The organism is Enterococcus sp. VV15 (genome assembly GCF_005236045.1).
GTDB lineage: Bacteria > Bacillota > Bacilli > Lactobacillales > Enterococcaceae > Enterococcus_B > Enterococcus_B durans.
Genome location: NZ_QPTY01000025.1, coordinates 31,821 through 48,869 on the forward strand (window position 1 = coordinate 31,821; position 17,049 = coordinate 48,869).

Consider the following 17,049-nt stretch of genomic DNA (forward strand, 5'->3'; position numbering starts at 1 on the left):
CTGACAACCAAGTTTCAGCGTTTTTTTCTAAAATCTAATATTTCTAATTTTGAATATCGATTTTGTTCGGGTTTTCTTAAAGATCAAACTAAAAAAATAAAGTCAGAAGCAATAAAGACTGTTTATCCCACTCTTTTTTGTTTCCAACTTTATTTAGGAATATCAAGATTGATCATTTTTTTCGATTTTTCGATATTTTTCCATTTTCCGACTGAATAGCTCACCATTACTTGGCGGAGTGTACGTAATTGCATTGGCGCCTGCTTCTATCGTTTCTCTGATACTTTCTTCAGTAGGACCTCCTGTAGCTATAATAGGCAACTTTGGGTATCTTTCTCGAAAATATTTGACTGTTTCAGCAGTTTCTTTTCCTGCGCTAATGTTAATGATCGTGATTCCTGCTTCAAGCTTCTCATCGATTTCTGTATATTTCGATGTGACCGTACTGATTACAGGAATATCCACCACTTGGCAGACTTCTTGGACCGTTTCTAATGGCGTTGGACCATTAAGTACCACCCCGAGGGAACCTTGCGCTTCAGCAAACAGACTCATATAAGAAGACCGCGCACCTTGAGTAAGACCACCGCCCACACCAGAGAATACTGGGATATCTGCTGCTTCAATAATACTTTTAGTAATTGCTGGATGTGGCGTGAATGGATAGACGGCAATGACCGCATTTGCATTTGTATTTCTGACAATTGCTATATCTGTGGTAAAGATGATGGAGCGGATCAATTTCCCAAAAATCTTGATTCCACTTGCTTCCATGATTACTTCGGGTACTTTTACGATATCTTTACGTAATTCTGTCATGATCTCCGGAATAAATTGTTCCGCCATAGTGCCACTTCCTTTTCCCTGTTATTGATCGTACTGATCCAGATGATATGTCTCAATGACTTGAATGATCTTTTGTGCATAGGTCGGATCCGTCGCATACCCTGCATCTTGCAGTGCTTGTGCGGCTTCACGATAATTCGTTGCTGTAATTACTTTTTCATATAATGCGGGGTTCCAGTCCACGCCATTCACAAAAAGTTGTGTGTGATCATCCATCGATTGCTCCCAAGAATCATATACGCGAAAATCGCCTTGGATCGTGATCCATTCTTCATTCACATATTCTTTGGTTTCTAGATTTACTTTTTTTTGATCCCCGTATGCTTTGATTCCAAAAAGGTTGTGGTATTCGCTAGCTAAGGTGCTTTTTCCCCAATTCGATTCAAGGATCGCTTGTCCCAAAATAATGCTAGGCAAGATTCCATAACCGTTTTGTAATTCTTTCGCATGCGGAGCAAGCTGATCAATAAACTGTTGATGGCTTTTTGCTTCAGTTTCTTGTGGTTGATCTGAAAACGGTGTGGACAAACTTCGTAAAGAAAGAACAAAAGCCATCATGATCAATATACCACCCAAAACAACAGCAATAATACGGACATTTTTACGCTTTTGCTTTTTCCATTTTTTTTTGGCCATCGGATACTCCTATTTTTCTTTCAATTGATCCAAGTACTCTTCCAACGTCAGATCATGCTTCGTGATATATTCCGCACTTTCTTTTCCTACATAACGCAAATGCCATGGTTCATAAGTGATTTTCGTTATATCCTGACGATCTTTTGGATATCGAACGATGAACCCAAACTTCGGCGCATTCTCAGCGATCCATTTCGCACCTGGCTGGTCGCCATAACTTGCGTCTAGCAGTTGAGAAGTATAATTGTTGTACCAATTGTTATCTACTACATCGACAGCCAGGCCCGTATGATGTTCACTATACCCAGGAACTGTAATCGTCTGCTTTGTGATTTTTGTTGCTTCATCTTCAGAAACACCTTTACTACTCATCACTTGCTGTACATTTTGGGAAAAGACAGCTTGTTGAGAGGAAACTGAACGATAAGCAGAGACCATCACTAACGGAAACCCCGCTGCTTCAGCTGCTTTCTCAAGTTCCTCGTAATTTGCTTTGATGCGTTTATCGATCATATACCCATTGTCTAAAGCAGTCAATTGTGTTGCTTCATCAATTTCTTGATCGAGCTTATGATCGGGTCCGACAAGAATCAACTCCCAATCCTCAGCCTTAACATCTGGTAGGTTATTTTTTGTTTTCTTAGTTGAAGTACTTGTCTTCTTTTCATTACTGGATGAAGTTGTGGTCTGAACTTTCTCCGTTGTTTGTTTTTCAGCTTCTACGGCAGTTGATGTATGTTGCTCACTGACTATGACATATCCCATAGCCCCGATCATGATCACGACCGCTGCAAATCCTAATACTTTATTCAATTAAAAAATCCTTTCATTCTTCTTTTGGCTCTTCCTTTTCATGAACGTAAGTTTCTTCTAAATTTTCGTTTACCCAATCCAGGAGTTCCACCTTTTCTCCTTCGATCTGCTTTTGGATATCAGCAGGCAGACGGAAATTCAAGATGTCATCATAACCCCATTCATCATAGTTAATACTTACTTTCAAGTCAAGAAACCGACTGAGATATTGATCATTTTTCAATGGGATCAATTCTACTTTAGCGATCCCTGCTCCTAACCATTTTTGAGCGATCCTCGTTTTGATTTGTTTATATTCTGCTACAGCAGTCGTCCTTTTTTCAGGGAAAATGATCGTCTGACGTAAAATCTTTTGTGTCAGCATCCATTCATAATCTGTAAAGAGATTTTTGATCTTTTGCATGGCTTCAGAAGGAAGATTCTTTTCTCCAGTTTTCCAACCTTGCCACTGCTCCTCGCTAATCAATAAATAATCATCTAAAAAATTCTTTTCTGTCTCAAATTGTTCGAGTAATACACTAATAATAAGATCAACGTATACTTGATGCACGATAATCTCCTCCTCTAATTTATTTTACTTAAAATTCCTAAAAAAATCACTACTTCTTTATTCTTTCTTATCTAAAGTGTTTTGACTGAAAAAACAAAGAGATATTTGCTATAATCAAGTCAGGGAACACAGAGCGCTAAATGATAAGACTCTCTATTAAATATAACACGAGAAGGAGTTTTGAAGTATGAAAAAGTATCAATGGGGCATCGTCGGTCTAGGTTCGATCGCCCATGAATTTGCCAACAGCTTTGAACAAGAAACGAGCGAATTGGCAGCAGTTGCCTCAAGAACATTAGAAAAAGCAGAAACTTTCGCCAAACGCTACGCTATTCCTAAAGCATATGGCAGTTATACAGAACTTTTGAATGATGAAGCAATCGATATCATTTATATCGCTGTTCCTAACCGGCAGCATATCGACTATATTTTGCAAGCACTGCATGCAAACAAACACGTCTTGTGCGAAAAAGCAATCACAATGAATAAAGATGAATTAGCGAAAGCCATGAAATTGGCAGAAGAAAAGCAGTTAGTTTTAGCGGAAGCTATGACCATTTTCAATATGCCACTTTATCAGCAATTACGCTCCTTGATCGACTCCCAAAAACTAGGAGCGTTAAAAATGATCCAAGCACCCTTTGGCAGTTACAAAGAACCCGACCCAACCAATCGCTTTTTTAATCCAGAACTTGCTGGTGGAGCTTTGTTAGATATCGGTACCTATGCTGTGTCTTTCGCTCGTTTCTTTTTAAGTTCTCAACCAGAAGTCATCGCATCCAGTATGGTTCCCTTTAAGACTGGCGTCGATGAACAATCTGTCACTCTTTTAAGAAACAAAGAAAATGAAATGGCGACGATCAGTCTTACATTCCAAGCAAAAATGCCGAAAGTTGGGATTGTTGCCTTTGAGAATGGTTACTTAACGATCACCGATTACCCTCGTGCTGATCGTGCAGAAATAACCTATAACGATGGCACCAAAGAATGGATCGAAAGTGGTTATACTGCACAAGCAATGAACTATGAAATTGAAAATATGACTAAAATAATCGCCGGTGAGCGCCCTAACAAATCACTTTTCTTAACGAAAGATGTCATCGCTCTCCTTGATGACATGCAAAAACTTTGGGAAAAAGAAAAGTAGGCTCAACCACACATTAAAAATATGGACCTCCAGTATCAGTAAACCCAACTGTCGCGTATATCGCTTCTGTTCCACATTGGTTACAACAAAAACTGGAGGTTTTCTTTTTTTGCACGTCTCCATAAATCTTAAAAACATCAAGCTACATTAGTGACCCACCTATAAATGCACTGTTTCTCCGTCTGTTATCCAGTGATTTCTCTTCTAAAAACTAACTTGTTGCGAAAATTCTGCTTTTATTTCAATAAAACTCTTATAAGATTGTAGAAATTGGAATAACTCTGCACGTTCCTCAAATTCTAATCGATCTTTTGGTAATGGCATGTCACGATATAGGTCATACACTGCTTCAATTCGTTCTAGCAACTCTTTCCCATCATTTCTTTCAGAAAAAGTCTCTGCAGTATAGATCAATAAACCATAGATATGTTTACCATATAAATCTGGGCGTTTGATTCTTTGAAGCGTATCCTGCATATCTCTAATCACATTCACTTGCGCACGTCTCATCGAAAAATAAGTCTCATAATATTGTGTCTGTTTCAACCAAAAGTTTTCTTGGTGTATTCTGGCATCTGTTTGACTGGTACGAATAAAAACAAGCAATTCTTCACAGGCTTTTTCATTCTCTATCTGCTCACCTGAAAGAAGAAACTGAGCCATATTCTTTAAGATCATGCGAAATCTTTTTTCGATCACCAATTGTTTTTCTTGAAGTCTTCGTTTGGTATTCGGCATATATATATTTGCAAGCAGGGCAAATAAAACGCCAATTGCCATCAACCCTGCTTCGTTGCCGATCAAAGACCAACTCATATTTTGTTCACTTAAATAGTGTGTAACTAATACTGAATTGACAACGATTCCCTCGGTCAATTTAAAATAAACTGTCACAGGTATGAACAACAATAAAAATAACCCAAAACCTAGAATCGTATATCCTAAAACAGAAAAACTAATAAAAGCAACCAATGTAGCAAGAATAAAGGCCGTGATTCGATAGATGCCTGTGTATAAAGTCGATCGTTTCGTATTCCCAACACTCAATAATGCAATGATCCCTGCTGAGGGCCAAAACAACAAGGAACAGGCATGGGCAACCGCCATCGACAACATACTGCTCAAAACCGTTTTTACTGTTCGTAATCCAATACGCATAAGTCACCTCTTCCTTTTCTTAGGATTATACTAAAAGCAACAACGAAACACTAGCAATCTTCCAGAAAATTAGTTATCCTATTAAAAAGGAGAATAAGGAGATCACTCTATGCAATTTGGTCGTTTTCGCCTCGGTATGCGAACCACAAAAACTGCTTTAGCCGTTTTCTTATGTATTTTGTTTTTTCATATATCTAATCGCGGCCTTCCTATGATCGCCGCTTTGTCTGCTGTTTTCTCATTAAGACAAGATTTGACTACTACAGTTTCCTTTGGCCGTTCACGAATCATCGGCAATACATTAGGAGGACTCTTAGGGATTTTCTATTTTTTTGTCAAAAACTATTTTCACAATGATTTTCTCGTAGAACTTTTTTTGCTTCCTCTTTTAGTTATCGTTGTCATTGTTGTATCTGACGGAATCGATAATAATTCAGGTATCATTTCCGCCATCGCTACGCTACTTTTGATTTCTTTAAGTATTCCGCAAGGTGAATCCTCCTTGTATGCGATTCAGAGAGTCCTAGATACTTTTATCGGAACATTTATTGCAATCGGGATCAATTTCTTCTTGCGCCCGCCAGAAATCGAGAAGAAAGAAGAATTAGCAGAAGACCTTGTTGAACTAAAAAAAAGAGAAGAACGACTGCGTGAGGATCTAGCAAAAGTCGAGGAACAGATCAAGAAACAAAACAGTCATCTTGACCAGTAATACATATAAAAAACTAGTGTCTCCCCATCAGATATCCCTAAATATTTCTTTAAAGATAAAGGGAATCTGTCAGATAGAGACACTAGTTTTTTCATTATCCATTAATTCGATGTTATTCTTCTGAGTCTACTTTTGTATCGTACAGATTGACTTGTTTCATCGTTCCGCGATTTGATAAGTTCTCAATGATGTCTTTGATATCTAACCCAGTCGTTTCTTTTAATGTTTCTTGAGTGGATGATAAAAGATTCGTTGCGTAACTTGTTACTCGATTCGCCCCACTATTTTCTCCAGTACCGCTACTTGTATCCACTACAGAAATCTTTTCGATATTCCCTAAAGGTTGCGCAGCTTCTCGCATCAATTGTGGCAACATTTCGATCACCATACTCAACACAGCAGCTTCTCCATATTCTTTGAAAGCATCTGCAATTTTTTGTTTTGCTTCGGCTTCTGCCTTTCCTTTGGCTAACGTTGCTTCCGCTTCGGCTTGCCCTGCCAATCGCGTTTTATTCGCTTCGGCTTGTGCTAATGCTTCTACTCGGAACTGTTCAGCTTCCGCTTCTGCTACTTCTCTAGCTTTTTGAGCTTGAGCTTCTTGTTCTTTAGCATAGCGGTCTGCATCTGCTCTTTTCTTCACTTCTGAATCATATTGCTTTTCACGGCGGATGATTTCTTTTTCTTCTAATTCGATTTGTTTTTGTCTTTCAACGACTTTCACTTGCATTTCTTGTTCAATAACTTGTTGTTGCGCACGTGCACTTTCCAAATTATAGGCTTGGTCTGCTTTGGCCTTAGCTATATCTTGTTCTTGTTTGTAAGTAGCAAGTTTCAGTTCTTTTTCTTTCAACGCTTCAGCGATTTCAGTTTGTCGTTGTAATTCAGCAGCTTGTGATTCTTTTTCTGCTTCAGCTTTTTTGATACGCGTTTCTTTAAACGCTTCGGCTTCGGCAATATCTGCATCACGCTTCACTTGAGCGATTCTTGGTTTCCCTAAAGAATCTAAGTATCCATTTTTGTCTCGTACTTCTTTGATTGTGAAGGAAACGATGATCAGCCCCATTTTTGCTAGATCCACTGAGGCGACTTCTTGAACACTTTGACTAAATTTATCACGATTTTGATAGATCTCTTCCACAGTCATTGAACCTAAGATTGAACGCAGATGTCCTTCTAATACTTCTCGTGCTTCATTTTCTAGTTCTTCTTTTGTTTTGCCTAAAAACTGTTCAGCAGCAGTAGCGATTTCTTCTACGGATGAACCGATTTTGATGATCGAAGTCCCATCACACATCACAGGGACCCCTTGTTCAGTGTAGACTTCTGGCGTGGATACATCCAGTTTACTAGAAAGCAAACTGATGCGATTCGAACGCTGAAACACAGGTAAAACAAATGCTCCTCCGCCTCGTACGATCTTGATCTTATTGTTGCTGTCATCGGTATGGACATTTTTACTTCCTAAGTAACTACCGCTGATGATCAGTGCTTCATCTGGTTTAGCTGTTTGGTATTTTGCGACAAAAACAATCAACAACATCAATAACACTAACACTGCAACACCTATTACTACAAAAATCTCTGGTACTACCATTCAATACACTTCCTTTACATTTTTAACATCTCTTCATAAGGTGTGACGTAACAGACCCTATCTTTCACTTCAATAATAAGTACTCGTTCGCCACGTTCAGCAGGTGAATCTTGTGGTGCATAAAAACAAGCAGGTCGGCTGATCGAACCAGTGACACTTTTTAGTCTGATCTCACCCATTCCTTTTACCGGTATCGGTGTGATCACCTCAGCCATTTGCCCTTCCAATGTCTTTTCGGACGCAGATAAGGTCGATTCAGCGTTCTTCATCGGCATCAGCACGTAAAAATTAAGCAAAAAAACTAAAACGGTTGCAATAACTCCACTAATAATAAGTATTAGTACGGAATGCAACGGTGTTAAACGTTCTCCTAAAAAACCAAACAAACTAGTAAACGTTAACCAAGGAACGATAAGCATCGGGTCGATTGGCCCATCAAAATCAAATATATCTCCAAAAACGACTAGAATAATTGCTATTCCAGCGCACACCAACAAGGTATACCAATAGATAACTTCTAGTGACACTCCCCCTATCATTTTATCGCCTCCTTCATCTTCTACGTCTATCATACCAATAGAAGAATTTCCTGTATAGCTTCTTTCGCAAATAACATCGATTTATTTGTTCTTCTTTGCCTGCATTTGATTATCGTTTATACTAATAATCGAGGTGAAAAAATGAAAAACTTAACTAAACTGTGGGGAACATTGGTCACCCTACTGATTGTTGGCGCAGCCAGCTGGTATGGACTTGATCCATCCACTCACGATACTTCGCAAAATCAAGTATCTGAGAATACGAAAATCACGGATAGTTCAATTGGACACCGAAGTTCTGCATTACCTACTAAAGCAGACTTAAAACCCGTGGGAACCAACAGTGGGCCTCAAGAATCAGGCCCTGCCACTTTTACCAACAGCGAGCTAAAGGATACGTCAGAAGGCTGGATCAGCTACGATCCGCTTGATCATTTGAAACGACCAACTGGCGCAGAAGCTTTATTGAAAAAGGCAATGATCAATACTGGAACCAGTGCTAATCGAAAAATACGCCCACCTGGTTTCATCTCTGGTCCAAAATACGATCATTCCCGTGGTCATTTGATCGCAAAACAATTTGGTGGTAGCGGTGATGACCCTAAAAATCTGGTCACTTTATATCAGTATCCTGTAAATGATCCATATATGAACTATTATGAATTAAAAATTCGTCATGCTTTGAATAAAGGTGAAACGATCCGCTACCGTGTGATTCCTCAATATTCAGGACAAGAATTGATCCCGGAAATCATCATTTTAGAGGCAAAAGGACTGGCTTCTAACACAACGATCGATTTCAAAGTAGTTATCCCAAATAAAAAGTAGGTGTTTATTCTGTTTGAGCAGTTATCCCAAAAAAAATATTCCCTTGACGAGACACTCGAATGGTTAAGAAAAAAACAAATCGATGCTTTCGAAGAATTAGTGTTCTTTCCCCCACTACCGCATTTAAAAAATAGTATCTTTTCAACAATGACTGACCAATCTTCTGATACCCTATTTTTCGAGCAACTATTCACTAACTATCGGTTGGTGGCTCGAACGATCGATGGCGATCATTTATTTGCGAAAGAAGAACAAGTATTGTTGCTTCCACGTTCTCATTTTCCAGATGAGATTCTTCACTTTCATAATAGTTTCGCCCATTTACTAATTAACTACGCAAACTCTACTCAATCGATCACTTATTTTTTCTCTAAATAAAATCATTTGATCGATTGGTCAGTACAAAGGAGCACTACTTCAAATAAACCAAAATCGAGCGTGGGACAAATCTAAAAATCAGGTTTGCTACAGACTCGCGAATAAACGGCGTCCAAAAGTCAATTTCTCAAACCTGAACGACTTTTGTCTCGACCTCCTTACTTTGTTGACCTCTTCAAAAATGAGTATTCATCTTAGCCAAGTTTCCGTTCAAAGAACTCATCTCTTCAAAAAATGATATACCTTACATTCATTTATCCAACCGTTGTTCAAAAGTTAAGCTAATCAAACGTAGTATTACGCTAAACTTAACTTTTTCATTCGTAAATATACTAACAAATCGCTCCCAAATTTCATTCCCAACATCACCATCGCAATCAAGCTGATATTAGCGATAAAAGAGTGAAAGAAAAACATGTTATCCCGACTAATCCATAACAATACTTTGTCGATTTCAAAAGTGTTGATTGGGAAAAGATAAAGAATTTTGTTTGGTAGACCAGTCACAAGAAGTTGCTTCAATGCTTGTGGGACAAAAAACAGACCCAAAGAAATTGCCAACGCACTAAATGGCGAACTACACAAACTCAATACTAACATTGTAAGGCCTGAAACAAATAGTAAGCCTATAAGATGGAAGCAAATACCAAATATATATCTGTAACATATTCCATTCAAGAGGAAAATCGACTATTCGCCAATCTAGATTAGCCTGTACGCTTGTATCCATCCACTAAATCCATAAAACATCCAAATACCGTAAGAATAATCAAATGAATATGATAGCCATAATACTCATCAATAGAACGACTCAAGCACCAATGAATGATTTATTTTTAAAAATCTTTAAAAACTCAAATTTTAAAATCTGCATTCTCCTAAAACCTCCGTTCTGAAATAATAGAGGTATAGATCCTCTAGTTTTCTATTTTTTTGCGGATATTATCCGTAATACCACATCATCCTCTTCATATTTTTGATTACTGATAAAAAAACTATGATAATACGATTTCATTTCTCTCTGTGGTATTCTCACTTCCCAAACACTATTTTCAATATTTTTCAGTAATTGATTCACGGAACCTCGATCCTGGATAACTCCCTTATTTAAAACAAGTACCTCATCCGAAATAGATTCAACATCCGAAACAATACGAGTGGATAAAATGATTATCGTGTTATCTGATAACGAACTGATCAAATTTCGGAATCTCACCCGTTCTTTCGGATCTAACCCAACTGTAGGTTCATCAAGAATCAACACTTTGGGGTCATTGATTATCGCTTGTGCAATACCTAAACGTTGCTTCATTCCCCCTGAATATTTCTTGATTTTCTTGATTTTTTGCTCCGATAACCCAACTAAACCAAGTAATTCCAAGGATCTCTATTTCGCTAACTTTCCTCTTAAGCCTTTTAATGCAGCGATATAGAGCATAAACTTCAACCCTATAAAGTCTGCATAATAACTGAAATCTTGGGTAGAAATCCTAATACTGATCTAAACATCTCCCCATTTAACGAAATATCTTCACCATTCTTAGAGGCGTTTAAGTGAAAAAAATAAGCATTATTGATAAAGAAAAAAGGGCCAACTGACCGACAGATCATACTTTTCAAAATGAAGTGTGCAATTGGGTTTCCTATAACCGTTCCAGAATGAATCATTACCATAAAAATAGTTGCAACAAACTGAGCAAGGTATAGTTTCTGATTTTTATTTTTCATATTTCTCCCTTCTGTTTTTGACCTTTCACTAGTAATGAACAACTAGCTTCCCAAAATCATTTAGCCATTAGGAATTTTTAATAAAAAACGACCAGATTTTAAAATGGACCCTAGATAATTGTTTCACTGACATTTTTTTACCAGTGTCTATTATCTAAGATCCATTTTATTCTGGAATCATTCTTCGTATTCAACTATCATTTAGTACTTGACTAAACGTAGGAAATGAATGTGGGACAAAAGTAAGAAACACTTTTATCTCGACCTCTTTTTTTGATTACTCTTCTTATTGTACTTGCAAGGCTGGTAGCTCATTTTTATTCAATTTCCTCAAGTAGGGAACAAGCATGATTACACCAGCAATAAACGCGATACCTTCTGTAATCGTCATTGACCAGATCAAACCATCCAAGCCGTGGAAGTGATGTAATAGCAAAACAACTGGAATAAAGAAAGTGCCTTGGATCGTTGACATCACGCCTGTCTGAAATCCATAACCAGAGGCCTGGAAGATGCCCGTAAATAGACCTGAGAAGCCGTTGAACACTGAAGAGACCAATTGTGCAGCTAGGATTGTCAATCCTACTTGGATGACACCTGGATCACTAGTAAATAACTCCAATACAGGCACTCGGAATAGGTAAACAATGAGCGCAAAGAAAATGGAGATACCTCCGATCCACAACGAAACTTCCTTCAACGATTCTTTTAAACGTTTTGTATCATGAGCAGAAAAACTGTAGGCAAATAGCGGCATTGCTCCTAGGAATAAGCCCATTGTCAAAAATTCTGGCAACTGAGTGATTCGAACAGCAATACCAAAGCTGGCAACAACATTGTTACCATATTCAACAGAGAAATTATTCAATAATAAAGTTGTAACGATCATAAACGTCGATTTAAACAATTCAGAGATACCAATTTTATAGACTTCTAACCGATCTTTGAATGAAAGTCTAAAATGCTTTAAAAAAACTTGCAATGATTCACTTTTATTCTCCAAAAACCAAATATAATAAATTGTAGAGGCAAGATTTGCGATCACGATCGATATCCCTGCACCGATTACATGGAGGTTAAAGATTAAAATCAGCAAGGCATCTAATATGATACTGACCGCAACACTAATGAACATGCCGTACATTGATTCTTTCGAAGCCCCTTCTGAACGAACCAATTGTTCTAAGGCAAAGTTCAAGATAAAAGCCCCGCCACCAGCAAATAAAATCGTGATATATTGTTTAGTATAAAGCATAGTTTGACCATCCGCACCTAGTAGATGAACAATGGGATTCATAAAAATAATCGCTACGATACCGATGATAATCCCCAAAATGATACTTGCGTAGAAAGAATAGCCAGCAACTTTCTTCCCTTTTTGGGTATCCCCATTACCTAGCAACCGTGTGATAAAGCTGCCTCCACCGACTCCAAACATATTTCCAACAGCCATTAAAATAATCGTGATAGGCATTGCTAAGGTAATTGCGGACATCATATTCATATCGTGGATCAAACCAATGAAGTACGCATTGATCAAATTGTAAATCGTTGTCGCTGAGATCCCGACCATCATTGGAATCGATAAATGAGCAATGGTTTTGCGAATCGGACTTTCTTTTAAATAGTAAATATTTGATTCATTCACTTCAAATTCTTCCATGGTAATTCCTTCTTTTGTTAGATTTTTAAATGTTAGACTTCTAACTATTTTGTTACAAGCAGGTAAACACTGCTTGTTGATTAAAGGCTGCGATCGATTTTTCTTAACAACTCCGTCAATTGTTGGACTTCTTTTTCATTCAGCGCATGGACCAATTCTTTCTCAGCTGCATAAAAGGCTTCATTTGTTTCATCAACTAACGCTTTTCCTTTTGGTAGAACATAGATATTTTTTTGTCGCTCGTTATCTGCAGGAATGCGTCGCTCAATATACCCTTTTTTCTCTAACCCTTGCAACATACTCGTGATACTTGCTCCACGGCGTTGAAATACTTCTGCTAAGTCCTTTTGAATTAAACCCTTGTCTTCATTTTGCGCAATGTAAGAGATCATTCGCCCTTGTTGCGGACTGACATCCATATCCTTGACACGTTGCTCCATCGATTCGCGAGATTTGTTCATGATTGACCGTAGTAAATTGGAAACGACCATTTTATCAAAAATGAATCCCCCTTTTCAAAATAATTAGATATCTAATTATTAAGAAAGTACCTAGAACCAATAGTTCTTCTCTAAAAAAGTGGAGCAATAATCAAATTGTCTTTTGACTATTGCCCCACTTTTTATCATACTGAAACGCCTTCTACTACCAAATCATAAAAAGAGTTCCACTATTTTTATACATTTTTTATTTATAGTCCTTGAATTGGAGTCTGCTTTATTTCTCCAATCGGTTATGCTCTACTTTATTTTGCTGTTAACTGTTCCATTCACGCTTAAGCAATAGGAATCTAAGCGTGGAAACGTTCTACACCATCTAAATATGTGGCATCTAACGTCATATCAGGATTCAATACGATAAAGTCAGCATCGCGTCCTTTAGCAATTTTTCCGCAAGTATCATCGATCTTACAGCTGATAGCTGGAACTAAGCTTGCCATCATCACTGCTTGTTCTGGTGTAGCTAATCCCCAGTCAACGACATTTTTGATTGCTTCTTTTAATTTTAAGATACTTCCAGCAAGGTTACCAGACTCTAAACGTGCTGTACCTTCTTTTACTACTACAGGAAATTCGCCTAGATTGTAGTTTCCATCTGGCATCCCACCAGCCATCATACAGTCAGTGATCAATGCCACATGGTCATGGCCAGCTTTTTCCATTAGGATTTGTGCAGCATTTGGATGGACATGACGCCCGTCACAAATCAATTCTGAGAAAACATGTTCAAGTGACAATAATGCCCCAACCATACCAGGTTCACGATGATTCAACCCACGCATACCGTTATAAGCATGAACAAAGACACTTGCCCCAGCTTCAACTGCTTTTTGTGCTTCGTCAAGCGTTGCATTACTGTGACCTAAAGAAACAACCACGCCTTCTTCAGTTACTTGTTTAACAAACTCTTCTACACCATTACGTTCTGGAGCTAATGCGATCTTTTTGATCAAACCACCAGAAGCTTCTTGCCATTCATGGAAAGTATTCAAATCTGGGTCACCAAAGTAACTTGGATTTTGCGCACCCTTATGTTCTTCTGTAAAGAAAGGTCCTTCAAAATAAATACCTTTGATTTTTGCTCCTGGAGCTTCTTGATACATCTTACCGATCGTTTCCGCAACGTCACGTAAGCGTTCTTTGCTTGATGTTAACGTTGTTGGCAAGAATGACGTAACACCACAAGACAACAGGCCTTCAGACATCGCTTTCACGCCTTCTGCATCGTTATCCATCACATCATGGTTCATATAACCATGGATATGCGTATCCACTAAACCAGGTGCGATCCATTTTCCACTTTGGTCGATGATATTGACTTCTCCCTCTGGTGTTTTTTGAGAATAATCCCCAAAAAGTCCATCAGTGATTTCAAGATAACCTGCATTTTTGACACCAGATGCCAAAAAGAATTTGTCTGCATAGATAAATGTTCTCATTCTACTCTCTCCTTTGATTTGCTACCTTTAAGGTACTCTTATTTCAGAGAGAAGTCAAGAATGGTCTAAACCATTTATAAACTTTTTGAGATTTTTTTCACCGCTTGCGCTAATTCCTCATAGAACAACGCCTTATTTATTTCTCCTTTGTTTTTAAAAATCAAACTTTTCAAAATAAATAGATCGTTCAAGTAGTAATAGCTGTTCTTTTCTTGCGCCCATCTGATTCCCTGATTCACCTGTTCTAAGGCAGCCTCGATTTCTCCTTGATGCAATAAAAAGCTTCCATAGTTATAAAAAATCTGCGTAAATTCGCTCTTTGTTCGATCCTCGATCGATTCATGGAATAATTGGATGCTTCGGCTCAGATAATACCTTGCTTCACCACTTTTTCCAGCTACACCGTAAATTTTTCCAATGCAACTGATCAATTGGATCTCTACATCTGACACTTGGATACGATCTTTTTGGCTTGAATAAGTTAACGCTTCTTTTAAATAACTAAGTGCTTGAGTAATATTTTTTCGAAGAGTGAACTCACACACACCTAAATAATAGTAATATTTCTGATAATCAGCTGCATCATGGAGATTTTCGATCATCATTGAAGATTTGATCACTTGTTCTAATTTTCGATAATCTCGCTGCTGGAAGTACAAATCTGTTAATTCGAATTGCTTCAAGGCAGAACGAACTTTTCCCTTTGATAAATTCATGACATGATCGATTGTTACCCCTAGTCGCTGGCAGATTTGTGCCATTACAACAACATTTGGCAATTCTTCGTTATTTTCAATTCTGCTCAAAACGCTTTGTGAACAGATATCTTGCGAAAGCATCTTTTGTGTCATTTTTTGTTCTTTTCGAATTTCTTTTATGATTGTACCAAAGGAATCGACTAACGTTTCCATAAGTATCCTCCTCAAAATATGCATATTCGCATTATACAAGTATTTTACTTTACGACTGAAGAAACATCAAGAAAAGACCCATCATAATATTTTAGTCTTCGCTAGTTTCTACTCCTCACTCTATTAGCCTTCATACCAAAAAGAGCCTAAACCTTTGCGTTTGGCTCTTTTCAGGTAAACACTTTGCTTTGAATTTTATTGTTGTCGATAGGTTGATAAAAATTCACGCATTTTAACAGCGGTTGTTTTTAAATCATCCATTTTTGGTAGATAAACGATTCTAAAATGGTCAGGTTGAGGCCAATTGAATCCTCCACCGTGAACAAGTAAAATATGGTGTTCATGGAGAAAGTCTAGTACAAATTTTTCATCATCGAAAATATTGAACCGTTTTGTATCGATTTTTGGAAAGATATAAAATGCTGCTTTAGGTTTTACTGCTGAAAGCCCTGGAATATCATTGATTGCATTGTAGATATATTCTCTTTGTTCATAGATTCGACCACCCGGCAGAAGTAATTCATCCACACTCTGGTACCCACCTAATGCGGTCTGGATGATTTGTTGCGAAAGGACATTCGAACAAAGACGCATCGAAGAAAGCATATTTAGTCCTTCTATATAGCCTTGTACATTTGATTTGTCGCCACTTAACACCATCCAGCCAACGCGAAATCCTGCCACTCGGTGTGATTTAGACAACCCATTTAAGGTAACGACAAAAAGATCAGGTGCAAGGGTCGCAATTGGAATATGTTCTCTACTATCCATAACGAGACGATCATAGATCTCATCTGAATAAATGATCAAATTGTTTTGTCTTGCGACTTCTACGATTTCTTCTAAAAGTTCTTTTGGATAGAGCGCCCCAGTCGGATTGTTAGGATTGATGATGACGATTGCTTTCGTCCGACTTGTCACTTTCGCTTTGATATCTGCAATATCTGGATACCATTCTGCTTCTTCATCGCAAATATAATGAACAGGATTACCACCTGCCAAAGAAACAGAGGCTGTCCACAAAGGGTAATCAGGCATTGGAACTAAGACTTCATCTCCATTATCCAACAACCCTTGCATACACATAGTGATCAATTCACTGACACCATTCCCAGTATAAATATCGTTGATAGTCACATTAGGGAATTTCTTGACTTGACAATATTGTTGGATTGCCTTTCTTGCCGAAAAAATCCCTTTCGAATCAGAATATCCTTCTGACTCACGGGCGTTCATAATCAGATCACGAATGACTTCATTCGGTGCTTCAAAGCCAAAGGGAGCTGGATTCCCAGTATTTAATTTTAAGATGCTGACCCCTTCTTCTTGCATACGTTCTGCTTCTTCCAGAACCGGGCCACGTACATCGTAACTGACACCTTCTAGTTTATTGGATTTTTCAAATTTTCTCATAACACTATCCAATCCCTCTTTTCAAAAAAAGTTAGAAATTTCTGATTTTTTATTATTTACATATTTATTCCAATATCATACTCTATTCTTTCCAAATTTGCTATATTTTTCATAAAAGATAAAGTCCATATAATTGTGTAAAAGATAAAAGGCCATGTAACAGCCCTTTTACGGTACAATGTTTTTAACCACAA

Annotated in this window: 17 protein-coding genes and 1 pseudogene; 4 read left to right on the top strand and 14 right to left on the bottom strand. The window is 37.8% G+C overall.

Features of this window, described 5'->3' with window-relative positions; genetic code table 11:
* Positions 1 to 162: 162 nt before the first annotated feature.
* Genes DVW83_RS09820 through DVW83_RS09835 form a run of 4 tightly spaced genes read right to left on the bottom strand, consistent with a single transcriptional unit; the run spans position 163 to position 2,845 of the window.
* Complete coding sequence (locus DVW83_RS09820) at positions 163 to 846, bottom strand: hypothetical protein (RefSeq protein WP_005876447.1); 684 nt, start codon at positions 844 to 846, stop codon at positions 163 to 165.
* 21 nt (positions 847 to 867) lie between these two features.
* Entirely contained in the window at positions 868 to 1,482 is a 615-nt protein-coding gene (locus tag DVW83_RS09825; protein ID WP_005876445.1) for a glycoside hydrolase family 73 protein, read from the bottom strand.
* Between the two features lie 9 nt (positions 1,483 to 1,491).
* Entirely contained in the window at positions 1,492 to 2,295 is an 804-nt protein-coding gene (locus DVW83_RS09830) for a M15 family metallopeptidase (RefSeq protein WP_104660288.1), read from the bottom strand.
* A 13-nt stretch (positions 2,296 to 2,308) separates the two neighbouring features.
* The gene (locus DVW83_RS09835; protein ID WP_005876441.1) at positions 2,309 to 2,845 is read right to left on the bottom strand and encodes a hypothetical protein; all 537 of its coding nucleotides are present in this window, start codon (positions 2,843 to 2,845) and stop codon (positions 2,309 to 2,311) included.
* 187 nt (positions 2,846 to 3,032) lie between these two features.
* Between DVW83_RS09835 and DVW83_RS09840 the strand changes: the two genes are divergently transcribed.
* Positions 3,033 to 3,992: a Gfo/Idh/MocA family protein gene (locus DVW83_RS09840; RefSeq protein ID WP_104660289.1), complete on the top strand. Its 960-nt coding sequence runs from the start codon at positions 3,033 to 3,035 to the stop codon at positions 3,990 to 3,992.
* Positions 3,993 to 4,196: 204 nt separating this feature from the next.
* On the opposite strand, the gene DVW83_RS09845 is transcribed toward DVW83_RS09840, so the two are convergent.
* A complete protein-coding gene (locus tag DVW83_RS09845; protein WP_104660290.1) occupies positions 4,197 to 5,150 on the bottom strand; it encodes an aromatic acid exporter family protein in 954 nt (317 codons plus the stop codon).
* A gap of 109 nt (positions 5,151 to 5,259) precedes the next feature.
* Here DVW83_RS09845 and DVW83_RS09850 point away from each other — a divergent pair, with 109 nt between their 5' ends.
* Positions 5,260 to 5,862 (top strand): FUSC family protein, encoded by a 603-nt coding sequence (locus DVW83_RS09850; protein WP_104660291.1) that lies wholly within the window; start codon positions 5,260 to 5,262, stop codon positions 5,860 to 5,862.
* 112 nt (positions 5,863 to 5,974) lie between these two features.
* Here DVW83_RS09850 and DVW83_RS09855 read toward each other — a convergent pair whose 3' ends face one another.
* Together DVW83_RS09855 and DVW83_RS09860 are read right to left on the bottom strand one after the other, a co-directional pair.
* A complete protein-coding gene (locus DVW83_RS09855) occupies positions 5,975 to 7,456 on the bottom strand; it encodes a flotillin family protein (protein WP_123862465.1) in 1,482 nt (493 codons plus the stop codon).
* 14 nt (positions 7,457 to 7,470) lie between these two features.
* Positions 7,471 to 7,995 (bottom strand): NfeD family protein, encoded by a 525-nt coding sequence (locus tag DVW83_RS09860; RefSeq protein WP_104660293.1) that lies wholly within the window; start codon positions 7,993 to 7,995, stop codon positions 7,471 to 7,473.
* Positions 7,996 to 8,136: 141 nt separating this feature from the next.
* Between DVW83_RS09860 and DVW83_RS09865 the strand changes: the two genes are divergently transcribed.
* The gene (locus DVW83_RS09865) at positions 8,137 to 8,823 is read left to right on the top strand and encodes a DNA/RNA non-specific endonuclease (RefSeq protein WP_104660294.1); all 687 of its coding nucleotides are present in this window, start codon (positions 8,137 to 8,139) and stop codon (positions 8,821 to 8,823) included.
* 99 nt (positions 8,824 to 8,922) lie between these two features.
* On the top strand, positions 8,923 to 9,201 hold the full coding sequence (locus tag DVW83_RS09870) for a hypothetical protein (protein WP_224785120.1): 279 nt from the start codon (positions 8,923 to 8,925) through the stop codon (positions 9,199 to 9,201).
* A 297-nt stretch (positions 9,202 to 9,498) separates the two neighbouring features.
* On the opposite strand, the gene DVW83_RS15535 is transcribed toward DVW83_RS09870, so the two are convergent.
* The 7 genes and pseudogenes from DVW83_RS15535 to DVW83_RS09905 form a co-directional block, all read right to left on the bottom strand.
* Positions 9,499 to 9,801, bottom strand: coding sequence for a hypothetical protein (locus DVW83_RS15535; protein WP_224784394.1), 303 nt, complete (start codon positions 9,799 to 9,801; stop codon positions 9,499 to 9,501).
* A gap of 261 nt (positions 9,802 to 10,062) precedes the next feature.
* Positions 10,063 to 10,929: pseudogene (locus DVW83_RS09880) on the bottom strand (ATP-binding cassette domain-containing protein).
* A gap of 286 nt (positions 10,930 to 11,215) precedes the next feature.
* Positions 11,216 to 12,592, bottom strand: coding sequence for an MATE family efflux transporter (locus tag DVW83_RS09885; RefSeq protein WP_104660295.1), 1,377 nt, complete (start codon positions 12,590 to 12,592; stop codon positions 11,216 to 11,218).
* An 80-nt stretch (positions 12,593 to 12,672) separates the two neighbouring features.
* Entirely contained in the window at positions 12,673 to 13,053 is a 381-nt protein-coding gene (locus tag DVW83_RS09890) for a MarR family winged helix-turn-helix transcriptional regulator (protein WP_104660303.1), read from the bottom strand.
* A gap of 329 nt (positions 13,054 to 13,382) precedes the next feature.
* Entirely contained in the window at positions 13,383 to 14,531 is a 1,149-nt protein-coding gene (gene nagA, locus DVW83_RS09895; protein ID WP_104660296.1) for an N-acetylglucosamine-6-phosphate deacetylase, read from the bottom strand.
* Positions 14,532 to 14,605: 74 nt separating this feature from the next.
* Positions 14,606 to 15,442, bottom strand: a complete 837-nt coding sequence (locus DVW83_RS09900) for a helix-turn-helix domain-containing protein (protein WP_104660297.1) — start codon at positions 15,440 to 15,442, stop codon at positions 14,606 to 14,608.
* 195 nt (positions 15,443 to 15,637) lie between these two features.
* Positions 15,638 to 16,855: a pyridoxal phosphate-dependent aminotransferase gene (locus DVW83_RS09905; protein ID WP_104660298.1), complete on the bottom strand. Its 1,218-nt coding sequence runs from the start codon at positions 16,853 to 16,855 to the stop codon at positions 15,638 to 15,640.
* Between the last annotated feature and the right edge of the window lie 194 nt (positions 16,856 to 17,049).

Coding starts and splice junctions, on each gene's coding strand:
- DVW83_RS09825 (WP_005876445.1), bottom strand. CDS start 1,482: ATGGCCAAAAAAAAATGGAAAAAGCAAAAGCGTAAAAATGTCCGTATT.
- DVW83_RS09865 (WP_104660294.1), top strand. CDS start 8,137: ATGAAAAACTTAACTAAACTGTGGGGAACATTGGTCACCCTACTGATT.
- DVW83_RS09905 (WP_104660298.1), bottom strand. CDS start 16,855: ATGAGAAAATTTGAAAAATCCAATAAACTAGAAGGTGTCAGTTACGAT.
- nagA (WP_104660296.1), bottom strand. CDS start 14,531: ATGAGAACATTTATCTATGCAGACAAATTCTTTTTGGCATCTGGTGTC.
- DVW83_RS09820 (WP_005876447.1), bottom strand. CDS start 846: ATGGCGGAACAATTTATTCCGGAGATCATGACAGAATTACGTAAAGAT.
- DVW83_RS15535 (WP_224784394.1), bottom strand. CDS start 9,801: ATGTTAGTATTGAGTTTGTGTAGTTCGCCATTTAGTGCGTTGGCAATT.
- DVW83_RS09890 (WP_104660303.1), bottom strand. CDS start 13,053: ATGAACAAATCTCGCGAATCGATGGAGCAACGTGTCAAGGATATGGAT.
- DVW83_RS09845 (WP_104660290.1), bottom strand. CDS start 5,150: ATGCGTATTGGATTACGAACAGTAAAAACGGTTTTGAGCAGTATGTTG.
- DVW83_RS09855 (WP_123862465.1), bottom strand. CDS start 7,456: ATGGTAGTACCAGAGATTTTTGTAGTAATAGGTGTTGCAGTGTTAGTG.
- DVW83_RS09885 (WP_104660295.1), bottom strand. CDS start 12,592: ATGGAAGAATTTGAAGTGAATGAATCAAATATTTACTATTTAAAAGAA.
- DVW83_RS09840 (WP_104660289.1), top strand. CDS start 3,033: ATGAAAAAGTATCAATGGGGCATCGTCGGTCTAGGTTCGATCGCCCAT.
- DVW83_RS09900 (WP_104660297.1), bottom strand. CDS start 15,442: ATGGAAACGTTAGTCGATTCCTTTGGTACAATCATAAAAGAAATTCGA.
- DVW83_RS09850 (WP_104660291.1), top strand. CDS start 5,260: ATGCAATTTGGTCGTTTTCGCCTCGGTATGCGAACCACAAAAACTGCT.
- DVW83_RS09860 (WP_104660293.1), bottom strand. CDS start 7,995: ATGATAGGGGGAGTGTCACTAGAAGTTATCTATTGGTATACCTTGTTG.